Here is an 11,589-nt window from a genome sequence, read left to right as displayed (position 1 = left end):
AACAAATACTATACAAACTACTGTATAAACTGACACCTTTTTCAAGGCTTCGTGGGAGCCGCCTGTGAATTTCGGTGTCACCTGGCACAGTTACATCAAGTAAGGCGCTGTGCCAGGCTGAAGGGCCGGAGCCGTCTTCAGGTTTTGGCAGGTTCGGAACCTGCATCTGGTGCTTTATTCATTTCAGCACCGGAACGCTCCCGCGGGGACGCCGGAGCAGGTTCCGACTCGCGAACCTTCGGTTCGGTCGCCGAAACCTCTCCGCCGCTCAACAATCCAAGCTCACGCGCTTGATTCCAGTTTGCTGGATTACTCATCCACTCAACGTACTGTTTAACGTTATTACCAAACATCGAGCGAATCGTGGACGGCAGGCTCTTAAAGTCGTCGTGAACGTCGTCAATTAAAGCCATTGCGTCCACGTAATCAGTAATCGCGGATGCATCGTAGAATTCAGCACGTTGAGCACTGGTAAAGACTGTCGTGTCTCCCGTTCTTATCGCACGCTCAACAATCTTGTTAATGTCGCACTCGTCGCGAAAATGCTGCTGGGTCATCGTCGGTTCTTCAAACACGATGCCGGGCGACGGTGGCGGGTTATAGCGGGTATGGAACTTAGGCTTCGATGTACGCATCTTCAGAATCCTTCAGGAACGCCGGAGTAGCTTCACAAACATAAACACGGTCAATATCGACCGGAACCAGCTGCTGATCAGCAAAGTCATAAGCAGTCACGCGGTGCAACGAAAAATCAGTGCGCTGCATACGGTTACAGAACGCGTGCAAATGTCCTTTCGCAATACCGTCATGCTGGGCCATAAACATAAAAACATCAGCATTAATCAGCTTGTCGTGAATTACATAAACTGCATCAGAGTGAGCCATTTTCTAATTTCCTCATCATTCGCTGGAATTTAACCAGATTAAATTTATCCAAATCCTGCAAACGCCACGGGTCTAATACCTGGGCATTTAACTGTCGTCGTTCTTTATTTTGCTGCAACTTCTCAAAATCACAGCCTGATAATAACTTGTCATAATAGCGGGGCGGTTTTATCTGACGACCGCCGCGACCAATACACGCATCTGAATTAACTATGTCATCGTAATATTCCATAAAAAAATCATAGCCAATACCAGGCCTGTTGCTCATAGCCGAAAACTCGGGTATGCGATGTCCATAATGCTCATCTGCACGGGAACCGGTGACTTTTTTAACACAGTATCGCGCCACGTAAGCAGCCGACTCAAAACTAAAAGCAGCAACAACAGACCAACCAAAAGTCCAACATCTTTCAAGAAGCGAAGACCTATATAAATTAAATCTTCCAGCCTTGTGTAATGTCTTATCCGGAAAGTCATATCCAAAAATAATCGCATGATAATGCGGACGCTCTAATTTAGAGCCATATTCACCACAGCCAAAAAAACGAATCGAAATATCATCAACAGCCAAAGCCTTACGTAAACGCTTCATAAAATCGGTGAAATGTTTACGAACGAGAGTACCGCCTTCAGGTAAATTCTCAGGCGAATAAGTCAGAGTGATAAAACAATTGTGATCGTGCATGTGGGCTTCATGAACGCAGCGGGTCGCCCAGTCACGAGAGTGAGCAAGACGGCAACCGATGCACTGACCGCAGGGCAACTGAATAAATTTAGCGCCACGTGACGGCGTGAAAAAAATCTTCCCCGATGGCATCTGGTACGCGTTCAAAGGACGGGTACAAGCCATGACACACCTCCAGAAATCACGTATGCGCACCTTAGTGCGCATAATGTATATTATGTTAAATGACGAATTGGATTGGATAAGCAACGTCTTACACCCACGTCTCGCCTCGTGGAGTCAGCAAATGACTACCCTATTGTCGGAATCTTGATTCCCCAGGATGATGGAGCTCTCTTTCAATTTTCTAACTACCCCGCCAACTTGTTTTTTTAAAGTGGAAAATGGCTACAGTTGATGGATGTCCCCCAGCCTGTACGGCTGGGGATCCCCTGGAGGGTAACTAGATATTCTTATGGAAGAAAACGTCTAACTTTTGCGTCGCCTGGTCAACGTATTCTGGCACCCAATATGTCTCAATGTGGGTAGCACCATCGATCAGGAAGAGCTCTTTGTCCTTCGTACCGGTAGCTTTAGCGAACGCATCTTTAGTCATATAGAGCGTATCCGCTTTGGAACCGGCAATCATTAGCAGAGGTTTATTGATCAGGTTGATATGGTCCGTCACGTCAAAGTTCATCAAGTCTAACAGACTGCTCGTGGTGTATTTAAACGTTGAGTTTGGATGTGCGTGGGTTTTCCAGTAGTACTCGTAGCCCTGGCGATATAACGCAAAAGGTAATTTAGCGATCTGTTCATCAGTCAGGTTGGCATCACCAGGGTAAAGCACTTCGCCACCGGCCACTTCCTGAGCTCGTGCATCTGAAGCCTGCTGAAGACGTTGTTGAATAGTATCCAACTGTGAATCCTGCATACCATTGCGCCGTACAAGTCCTGAATTGAACATGCTAATGGTTGCAATCGATTTGAATCGTTTGTCCGTCTCGGCGGCAGCAAGTGAATACCCTCCTCCCCCGCAAATCCCCAACAAACCAATACGGGAGCTATCAACACCGGGATACTGGCTGATGAAATCAGCCATACCGTGGATATCTTCAATACGATTCGCAGGTTTGTCTACGTTACGTGGCAGCCCTCCGCTGGCCCCCTGATAAGCAGCATCGGCGGCGATGGTAATATATCCGTGTTCAGCCAAGCGTTGGGCATATAATCCGGCGACCTGCTCTTTTACGCCACCATTAGGGTGAGCCACCACTATTGCCGGATATTTTTTCGCAGGGTCATAGTTAGCAGGTGTATACACATTCGCTGCAATCTGAATGCCATGCAGATCATATTTCACAGGATGGATATTGACCTTGCCTGCGACATTTTCGGTGATAGCCCCGTCATAGACGAGAGTAAACGGGTTCTTTTTGTAATCTGCTGCATTTGCTGAAGTGATACCGACGACTGCCGTCATCAGCATTGCACTTAAAAGTGTCAATTTCATGGTTTCTCCCGATAAAAATGCGTGTTCATAAGGCAACCGAGATGGAACATTCAGACACAGAGTAGAGAGAAAAAGCTGTCAGTATCATGACCGCTAAATAACATTTTTGTCAGGAAGCCCCAGCTCATCGTGTTTTCCGTTGAGGACGGTTGAAATACGCTTTCCCGGATCTGATTTATGAATCAGGCTGATTAACCCTATCGGTAAAGCTCTCTCAAATGAACATAAATATGTTGCTATACTCTAAATAATTCGAGTTGCAGGAAGGCGACAAGCGAGTGAATCCCCAGGAGCTTACATAAGTAAGTGACTGGGGTGAGCGAACGCAGACGCAGCACATGCAACTTGAAGTATGACGAGTATATACTCATTCTGACTTAAGCGGCCGTGATATACCCCGTATAAAATAAGTCACTCATAACATTTCGACGAATAAAATTCGCAGCGTCCTGGTTGATAACTATCATATATACCATGGCAAGGATATTAATATGGCGACACTTGAGCAACTTATTATTTTCTTTCTTCTTATTGGTATTGGCGTTATAGCACGTAAAGTGGGAGTTATTACACCGGGAAACACGCCCCAACTCACATCTCTTGTTTTTAATTTTGCGATGCCAGCTATTATACTTTCCGGGGTTACGACTGACCAGCCACATATTTCCGGAAAGGAACTTTCCATCGTACTGGCATCCGCATTCACTACACTTATTTTACTGATTATTTGCAGTCGTATGCTGGTAAGAGTTTTACGCTACGAAAGAGAATGCTATGGTGTGATTACTGTCATGACAACATTTACTAATGTTTCCATGATGGGGATCCCAATGATATATTCTTTATATGGCGCCAAAGCCATGATTTATATCACTGTCTTTTTACTCCCATATAACTTATTGTTCTTTTCATATGGTTATTACTGCATGAAAGACCAGAGTGGTAATGCTGAAACCCTTAGCTTGAAAAATATGTTAAACGTTATCAATCCGGGGATTGTTGCCTGTATTCTTGCTTTGCTTTTATATATTTCAAATGTGCATATTCCTTACATCATTGCACAACCAATAAAAATGCTGGGCGCAATAACCGGCCCGGTTTCAATGCTACTGATAGGTTCATTCCTGTTAGACATCGAATGGAAATCTGTTTTTAAAGATGTGAAAGTATGGATATTCACTTTTTTTAAAATGGTCATCATTCCGCTTGTTATTATATTAATAATGAAGTTATTCATTAACGATGGGCTACTGTTGGGCGTCCTGCTTGCTGCAGTAGCAACGCCAGCTGGTGCAGGAACGCCCTTATTGGCTCAGATGTTAAATAAAAAAGTTTATCCGTTAGCTCTTAAAGGTGCGACATTAACCACACTGGTGTCACTTATTACGATGCCTCTCGTGGCAATGATGACGGGTATTGGATAAACCAGGAACGCTATTTTAAACCATCAGAGATAATATATGAACCATAACACTCCTTTCAAAAAAACGGTCGGTAATATCTTGTTGTCCGGACTAATATTTGCCGTTTCTGGTTGCGCAACGCACAGCATTCAGAGCCAAAGTACAGAACCGCATATTGTATTACAAACTCAGGGAAGCTTTGCTGTGGGAGGCACAACAGTCAAGCATTCAGGAACATTTTCAGAACAAAATTTTCTCTCTCCTGATGGTCAAACCGCTTATGGCGATCATGCTTATGTCTTCTACCAAATTCCGGTAAATGCACATAAATATCCGCTGGTCTTCCAGCATGGCGGTGCTCAAACAAAAAGAACATGGGAAAGTACACCAGATGGACGCGATGGATTTCAGAATATTTTTCTGAAAAAAAATTATAGTGTTTATCTCGTTGATCAACCACGCATGGGTGAAGCCGGTTTATCGACCAAAGATGATGCGGGTAAAAATCCCTGGGCGGGCAATCCTATGTATGCCGACAAGACGTTTTTTCTGTTGTCCCGTGTTGGCAATGAACAGGGTGTTTTTAAAAATTCGCAGTTCCCTGACAACCCTGCAAGTATTGAAGCATTCCAGCGCTCCTGGAATCCCTATTCAGGAGAACTTGATAATGACCTGAATGCGAAAACACTTGCACAGTTATTTGAAAAAATTGGTCAGGGTATTTTAATCACTCACTCGATGGGCGGCACTATTGGCTGGAGAACGCCCTTTTATACCGACAATGTAAAAGCCATTGTTGCTTATGAGCCAGGCGGAACACCATTTATCTTCCCGGAAAATGAGATGCCAGCACCGGTGAAGACGACATTTGCACCATTGAGCGCTTCCGCGATGGGAGTTCCCATGAACGATTTTCTCAAACTCACGCGAATCCCAATCGTTATCTATTATGGCGATTTTATTGCTGAAAAACCGGATGCTGCCGTTGGCCCGGATAAATGGAGAAGTGAATATGAAATGGCAAAGCAATTTGTCAAGACAGTTAATCGTCACGGTGGAGACGCCACCCTTGTCCATCTTTCTGATATTGGCATCAAAGGCAATTCTCATTTCCTGATGGCGGAAAAGAATAATCAGGAGATTGCCGGAATACTGGCATCGTGGTTACACGATAAAGGACTCGATAAATAAATCAGCACCCTAAAGCCATAGGTGTAGAGGGATGAATATTATGCGCCTTTTAATTATAGAAGATGAAGAGAAAACATCGACGTATATCAGTCGTGCATTAAAAGAATCGGGGTTCATCGTTGATATTTCAGCCGATGGCGCTGAAGGGCTTCATTACGCGCTGGAATTAGACTACGACGCGATAATTCTTGATGTGATGCTACCGGGAATGGATGGTTATCAAGTGCTGGAAGGCGTCCGGGCCAGAAAACAGACACCCGTGCTGATGCTGTCAGCTCGGGGCTCGGTCGACGAACGCGTCAAAGGGCTTCGTATGGGCGCGGATGATTATCTCCCTAAACCCTTCTCACTCATTGAATTGGTGGCGCGTATTCAGGCGTTGGTGCGTCGCCGCCCTACTGATGGCGCAGACATCACTCAACTTCACATTCAGGATTTGCATCTGGACTTACTGGCGCGCAGGGTATTTCGCGGTGGAACGAGACTGGAACTAACCGCAAAAGAATTTTCCCTGCTGAGTCTGCTCGCTCGTCATCAGGGAGAGATTTTGTCAAAGATGATGATTGCCGAACAAATCTGGGACATGAATTTTGATAGTGATGCCAATGTAGTTGAAGTCGCCATTAAACGTTTACGCGCCAAAGTTGATGCCCCATTCGACGTTAAGCTACTTCATACCGTGCGCGGCATGGGGTATGTCCTCGAAGTCCGGCCTGAGTAAATAAAGAGGATAAGCATGGTTAAGCGTTCTATCTCTGTCCACCTGGCGCTGATGTTTGCTTTATCTGCGCTGCTGATTGTTTCCGTAATTGGCATCCTGCTCAGAAGCTCTTTGCATGATTCCTTGCAAAAGCAGATGCACAACGAACTGTTGTTCAGGGAATCATTGATGAGCCCGTGGATCACCGCGCGAACCTCGGCCGATGGTTGGTCCACGCTTGCCAATAAATTCACCGTATTAGCCAACTCCGAAGGTGAGCGTGTTCGCTACTGGATTGTCAGCGATAACCCGCGTTTTAGCGTGGGAGGAATGCCGCCGGTGGGAGTTCAGTGGTCTTCTTTACGGGAGGGATTTAATAAAGTACCCGGCACATCAGAGAGCGCATGTTCACTGTTTTTGTTAGTGAAAACGATCCCGGCAAACGGTGAAAGACCTGAGTTACGTTATGTGGTCGCCATTGATTCCACGCCGTACATGGGAACGCTCAATGCCTTTACGCGGACACTGCTGATCATTGCGGCTCTGGGCGTAGCGATCGTTGCCCTGCTGGGCTACGTTGTTTCAAAGATTGGCCTGCGTCCGGTGGGTATGCTCAGTAAGCAGGCGCAACATCTCGCCCCTGGGGACCATAGACAGCGACTGGACGCCAGAGCCTTACCCGAAGAGTTACAACAACTGGCCTCATCATTTAATGGCGTGCTGGAGCGCCAGGAAATCGCCTGGCGGCAACTCGAAAGTTTTAATGCCGATGTTGCTCATGAACTCCGCACGCCGCTGACTAACCTGATTGGCCAGACGCAACTGGGGCTATCACGACGACGCTCTCATGAGGAACTGGAAGAATTACTGGGCTCGAATCTGGAAGAACTTGAACGTATGACGTCCATCGTCAATGACATGCTGTTCCTGTCTCATGCCCACGCGGGAGAACATGCTTCTCAGCTTACACAAGTCTCCTTGCGAGAAGAAACCCTTAAGACAGCAGAATATGTCGAGCCCTCATTTACTGAAAAACAGCTTTCGTTGGATGTTGAAGGCGATGTTACTGCGTTTATCGATCGGCGGCTGTTCCACCGCTCACTGGCCAATTTACTGGAAAATAGCGCAAGACATTCCCTTTCCAATAGCACTATTACTGTGCGCTTAAGCGAAAGGGATAATCAGGCCTGTGTTGAAGTTTCCAATCCAGGCAATCCGATAGCACCAGAACACTTACATCGGCTTTTTGAGCGGTTTTATCGCATCGACACTTCACGAGCAAGGAGTGATGCCCATCATGGGTTGGGGCTGTCGATCGTGCGTGCCGTCGCTATTATGCACCAGGGTGATGTCTTTGCCCGTAGTGAAGGCGGCATCAATACATTTGGCCTCACTTTTGCGCTGAAAGCGGATAAAACGGTGAGCAATGCGCCTTCAGGCACTGAGTCTGGAGCAACGTTAACTGACAAAATTGTCAGCGAGGCGTCAGCCTGACGACATGTCCGTCTGAATAGAATCATTGTCTCCCCTCCTGTCACCGTAGATAAGGACGCGTTGTATGATCAGACAGTTACATTACCTTGGGCTACTACTGCCTCTCTTCACAACTTCATCATGGGCTGCGGAGCAAAATTCCACTGTCCATATCGCCCCCGCCGGAAGCCAGACTGCGGTGTATGGCTCGGCGGAGAATTTTACCGGTCGTGTCCGGGTTGATCCTCTGTTCAACGCTGACAACGACATCCGTGTTTCCGCAGCTTATGTCACCTTTGAACCTGGTGCCCGCTCCGCCTGGCATACGCATCCAGCAGGTCAGCGACTGATTGTGACCTCTGGTGTTGGACTCACCCAACAAGAAGGCAAGCCGGTGCAGGTGATCCGTGCTGGCGATGTTGTCTCTTGTCCGGCGGACGTTAAACACTGGCATGGGGCGGCCCCCGGTAGTGCGATGACACATCTGGCAATAACCGGCGTGGTGGATGGCAAAAGCGTTAACTGGAAGGAGTTAGTGACAGATGAACAATACCACGCCCATTAAGATATTAACGGCAGCGGTACTGCTCACCTTTGGTTTTGCGCTTACCGCAAATGCTGCGCTCATCAATAAAGGAGTTACCGAAATGAATCATGAATATACGGTTTCAGATACGCTGTCAGCTCGCCAGCAGGCCATTCCGTTGATTGCCGCATCAATGGCCAGCAGTCAGATGGATAAGCTGAATGCAGCGCTTAATCAAGGACTTGATACAGGACTCACGATAAACGAAGCTAAAGAAATTCTCATCCAGCTCTATGCCTATACGGGATTCCCCCGCAGCCTGAATGCACTGAATGAGCTGATGAAAGTCGTCGAAACACGTAAACAACGTGGCATCGAAGACATTGAAGGTAAAGCGCCGATCGCCCCTATTCCCGTCGGGGATGAGCTTCGCCGTGTCGGTACCGCAAACCAGACGAAAATCTCAGGCGCGCCTGTTCAGGGGCCACTGTTTGATTTTGCGCCAACAATAAATCAATTCCTGCAAACACATCTGTTCGGCGATATTTTCGCTCGCGATAACCTCGACTGGCAAAGCCGTGAACTGGCAACAGTTGGCGCATTAGCCGCTACGCCAGGCGTTGAAGCCCAGTTACTGTCACATACGCGAGCAAGTATGCGAGTCGGTCTGACGGCAGCGCAGTTACGACAGTTAGCACAGGTTCTGCGTGAACATGGCGACAATGATGCAGCCACAAGAGCTGAAGAGGCACTGCAAAAAGCGCTTGAGAACAAATAGAGACGGTCGTCATGCAGACTCTCCCCCTGGTCAGTGCACATACGTGATTCATCCTCTGCATTTATGAATCCGCCAAATAAAGGCAATCAAGGGGGCGAAATAATTAACGCTGGCAACTCAGATATGATTAAACGGCAACCATAACAGAGGATGTAATTTTGAAAACGGTCTTAAAAATGCTGGCCATCTGCATGATGGCAGGAGGCCTGGGGGCGCAGTCTGTATACGCCGAACCATTGGTCATTCAGGAGCAAGGAAGTTTTTCTGCCGGAGGCACCATCATCACCGCCCCGGGAACATTTGACGCGAAAAAGCCGCTGGACTCTGCAGGTCAAACTTATCATGGCGATCATGCGTCGGTGTTCTATCAAATACCGGAGAATCCGCATAAATATCCCATAGTTATGCTACATGGCGCGGGCCAGTCTTCTCGTACCTGGGAAAGTACGCCGGATGGTCGAGAAGGGTTCCAGAACATATTCCTGCGCCGCGGATTCTCCACGTATATTGTCGATCAGCCGCGTCGGGGTGATGCCGGACGTACCACTGTAGAAGGTACGGTTACACCAAAACCTGATGAGCAGATGTGGTTTAACCAGTTCCGTGTTGGCGTGTGGCCAGAGTATTTTAAAGGCGTCCAGTTTTCCCACGACAAAGAGGCACTAAATCAGTATTTCCGCCAGATGACTCCGAATACAGGGCCATTTGATGTCAATGTCATCTCTGATGCGATGTCTGCCGTAGTGGATAAATCAGGCCCGGCAATCCTCTTTACCCACTCTCAGGGTGGTGGACCAGGCTGGTATACCGCGATGAAAAACAACAAGGTCAAAGCCATTGTCGCCTTCGAGCCAGGCAGCGGTTTTGTGTTCCCGGAAAAAGAACTCCCTGCCCCTATGCCTAGTGCGTTCGACACGCTGAAGGGTGAATCCGTGCCAATGGAACAGTTTATGGCGCTGACTAAAATCCCGATTTTGATTATTTACGGCGATAACATACCGGATAAACCTGTAGCTATGCCCGCACAGGACAGCTGGCGAGTACGGCTGGCAATGGCGCGTAAGTGGCGTGACGTGGTTAACAAGCATGGTGGGGATGTGACGGTGACGCATCTGCCTGAGGCTGGAATCAGAGGTAATACCCACTTCCCGTTTTCCGACCTGAATAATGTGCAGATCGCTGATTTGGTGAGTCGGTTTTTGAAAGAGAAAAATCTGCAATAGCCATTTTAGAAGATCACCTTAAACGTTTAATAGAGCGCCTAACCTTCAGTGGGCGCTCATCGTATTGTGTAGCTTTTTCTGATGGAGATTCACAGCCTCGAAGATGTTTGCTCTGTTCACTGCTGTATCAAGCTTTCAACGTTACTGAAGCGCTGGCCTTCGCCGTATTAAAGCGCACTGACCTACAGGCGTGCAGTGAAAAAGGTCATTATGCCCGCGCAAGGCCCACAGCAAAATGTGGACCCGTTATTCCGCGTAGCGAAGTGCATCAATCAACAGCGCAAAAGCAGGCGGATGCTGCTTACGGCTGGGATAGTAAAGGTAATATCCGGGAAAAGTTGGACACCACTCCTGTAAAACCTGAATAAGCTCGCCTGACGTTACATAATCCTGAATCGCGTCTTCGGGAACACAGGCGATACCAAATCCTGATAATGCGGCATCAATTCTTTCTGGCAGCAAATTAAACGTCAGTTGCCCATCAACTCTGACCCGTAACGGTTTCCCTTCGCGTTCAAACTCCCAGTGATAAAGTCCACCGGCCGTTGGCAGACGCATATTGATGCAGCGATGATTTTGTAGTTCGTGAGGCGTTTCAGGCGCAGGGTTTGCAGCAAAATACGCCGGCGATCCCACCATGGCCATCCGCATATCCGGCCCAATTCGCACTGCAATCATATCCTTATCCACACTTTCACCCAGCCGTATCCCGGCATCAAAGCGGCCTTCAACAATATCGACAAAACCGTTATCCACCACCAGTTCGACATTGATTTCGGGATATTCCCTGAGGAACGGTTTTAGCTTCGGCCAGACCAGACTGCGCGCAGCGTGTTCCCCGGCTGATAAACGAATATTCCCGGTGGGCGTGCCATTCAGTTGGATAAGTGATTCCAGCTCGCGCTCAAGCTCATCTATACGTGGCTCAAGACAGGCAATTATTCTCTCCCCTGCTTCCGTGGGGGCCACGCTACGGGTAGTTCGGGTTAAGAGACGGATATTTAACCTTTCCTCCAGTGCCTTCATTGCATGGCTAAGTGCAGACTGAGAGACGCCGAGTTTGCTCGCTGCTTTGGTAAAACTTCGCTCTCTTGCCACCACAAGAAAGATTTGCAGTTCGTTGAAGTTTTCTTTAAGCATTGACGATTTCCTTGTAGAAGCATTCCCTTCAAAGCGCATTCATGAAGGGCGTTCATAGACACAATCATTTTAGCCTCATTACTGGCAATAATG

General features: G+C 47.7%; 12 protein-coding genes. 7 read left to right on the top strand and 5 right to left on the bottom strand.

The features are described from left to right. Positions 1–137: 137 nt before the first annotated feature. From FEK43_RS16710 to FEK43_RS16695, 4 genes are all read right to left on the bottom strand, one after another. Positions 138–635: a hypothetical protein gene (locus tag FEK43_RS16710; RefSeq protein ID WP_105266528.1), complete on the bottom strand. Its 498-nt coding sequence runs from the start codon at positions 633–635 to the stop codon at positions 138–140. Continuing rightward, positions 616–885, bottom strand: a complete 270-nt coding sequence (locus FEK43_RS16705) for a hypothetical protein (protein ID WP_053877785.1) — start codon at positions 883–885, stop codon at positions 616–618. The genes FEK43_RS16710 and FEK43_RS16705 overlap by 20 nt, the downstream gene beginning before the upstream one ends. Continuing rightward, positions 872–1,735, bottom strand: coding sequence for a hypothetical protein (locus FEK43_RS22930; RefSeq protein WP_201798112.1), 864 nt, complete (start codon positions 1,733–1,735; stop codon positions 872–874). Before FEK43_RS22930 ends, FEK43_RS16705 begins: the two co-directional genes overlap by 14 nt. Before the next feature lie 277 nt (positions 1,736–2,012). Further along, a complete protein-coding gene (locus tag FEK43_RS16695; protein ID WP_135406657.1) occupies positions 2,013–3,062 on the bottom strand; it encodes an alpha/beta hydrolase in 1,050 nt (349 codons plus the stop codon). 491 nt (positions 3,063–3,553) lie between these two features. On the opposite strand from FEK43_RS16695, the gene FEK43_RS16690 reads away from it, so the two are divergent. The 7 genes from FEK43_RS16690 to FEK43_RS16660 all read left to right on the top strand — a co-directional run bounded on the left by FEK43_RS16690 (position 3,554) and on the right by FEK43_RS16660 (position 10,356). Beyond that, positions 3,554–4,486: an AEC family transporter gene (locus tag FEK43_RS16690; RefSeq protein ID WP_138158641.1), complete on the top strand. Its 933-nt coding sequence runs from the start codon at positions 3,554–3,556 to the stop codon at positions 4,484–4,486. 36 nt (positions 4,487–4,522) lie between these two features. Further along, positions 4,523–5,656 (top strand): alpha/beta fold hydrolase, encoded by a 1,134-nt coding sequence (locus FEK43_RS16685; RefSeq protein WP_138158639.1) that lies wholly within the window; start codon positions 4,523–4,525, stop codon positions 5,654–5,656. 40 nt (positions 5,657–5,696) lie between these two features. Then, positions 5,697–6,377, top strand: a complete 681-nt coding sequence (locus FEK43_RS16680; RefSeq protein ID WP_130260640.1) for a heavy metal response regulator transcription factor — start codon at positions 5,697–5,699, stop codon at positions 6,375–6,377. A 15-nt stretch (positions 6,378–6,392) separates the two neighbouring features. After that, positions 6,393–7,850 carry a heavy metal sensor histidine kinase gene (locus FEK43_RS16675; RefSeq protein ID WP_135406653.1) on the top strand — a complete coding sequence of 486 codons (1,458 nt, stop codon included), beginning with the start codon at positions 6,393–6,395 and terminating at the stop codon, positions 7,848–7,850. A 64-nt stretch (positions 7,851–7,914) separates the two neighbouring features. Continuing rightward, complete coding sequence (locus tag FEK43_RS16670) at positions 7,915–8,394, top strand: cupin domain-containing protein (protein ID WP_130260642.1); 480 nt, start codon at positions 7,915–7,917, stop codon at positions 8,392–8,394. Then, positions 8,372–9,133, top strand: a complete 762-nt coding sequence (locus FEK43_RS16665; RefSeq protein ID WP_131161700.1) for a carboxymuconolactone decarboxylase family protein — start codon at positions 8,372–8,374, stop codon at positions 9,131–9,133. The genes FEK43_RS16670 and FEK43_RS16665 overlap by 23 nt, the downstream gene beginning before the upstream one ends. Positions 9,134–9,291: 158 nt before the next feature. Then, positions 9,292–10,356, top strand: coding sequence for an alpha/beta fold hydrolase (locus FEK43_RS16660; protein ID WP_130260643.1), 1,065 nt, complete (start codon positions 9,292–9,294; stop codon positions 10,354–10,356). Positions 10,357–10,602: 246 nt separating this feature from the next. Here the strand turns inward: FEK43_RS16660 and FEK43_RS16655 are convergent, their stop codons facing one another. Beyond that, positions 10,603–11,496, bottom strand: coding sequence for a LysR family transcriptional regulator (locus FEK43_RS16655; RefSeq protein WP_135406649.1), 894 nt, complete (start codon positions 11,494–11,496; stop codon positions 10,603–10,605). Between the last annotated feature and the right edge of the window lie 93 nt (positions 11,497–11,589).

It is taken from the genome of Escherichia sp. E2562, from assembly GCF_005781075.1.
Lineage (GTDB): Bacteria > Pseudomonadota > Gammaproteobacteria > Enterobacterales > Enterobacteriaceae > Escherichia.
This window is presented reverse-complemented; position numbering and strand designations above follow the sequence as displayed.

Excerpts from the sequence above, each read along its gene's own strand:
- FEK43_RS16690 (WP_138158641.1), top strand. The coding sequence starts at position 3,554 with ATGGCGACACTTGAGCAACTTATTATTTTCTTTCTTCTTATTGGTATT.
- FEK43_RS16685 (WP_138158639.1), top strand. The coding sequence starts at position 4,523 with ATGAACCATAACACTCCTTTCAAAAAAACGGTCGGTAATATCTTGTTG.
- FEK43_RS16655 (WP_135406649.1), bottom strand. The coding sequence starts at position 11,496 with ATGCTTAAAGAAAACTTCAACGAACTGCAAATCTTTCTTGTGGTGGCA.
- FEK43_RS16665 (WP_131161700.1), top strand. The coding sequence starts at position 8,372 with ATGAACAATACCACGCCCATTAAGATATTAACGGCAGCGGTACTGCTC.
- FEK43_RS16680 (WP_130260640.1), top strand. The coding sequence starts at position 5,697 with ATGCGCCTTTTAATTATAGAAGATGAAGAGAAAACATCGACGTATATC.
- FEK43_RS16695 (WP_135406657.1), bottom strand. The coding sequence starts at position 3,062 with ATGAAATTGACACTTTTAAGTGCAATGCTGATGACGGCAGTCGTCGGT.
- FEK43_RS16675 (WP_135406653.1), top strand. The coding sequence starts at position 6,393 with ATGGTTAAGCGTTCTATCTCTGTCCACCTGGCGCTGATGTTTGCTTTA.
- FEK43_RS16670 (WP_130260642.1), top strand. The coding sequence starts at position 7,915 with ATGATCAGACAGTTACATTACCTTGGGCTACTACTGCCTCTCTTCACA.
- FEK43_RS16705 (WP_053877785.1), bottom strand. The coding sequence starts at position 885 with ATGGCTCACTCTGATGCAGTTTATGTAATTCACGACAAGCTGATTAAT.
- FEK43_RS22930 (WP_201798112.1), bottom strand. The coding sequence starts at position 1,735 with ATGGCTTGTACCCGTCCTTTGAACGCGTACCAGATGCCATCGGGGAAG.
- FEK43_RS16710 (WP_105266528.1), bottom strand. The coding sequence starts at position 635 with ATGCGTACATCGAAGCCTAAGTTCCATACCCGCTATAACCCGCCACCG.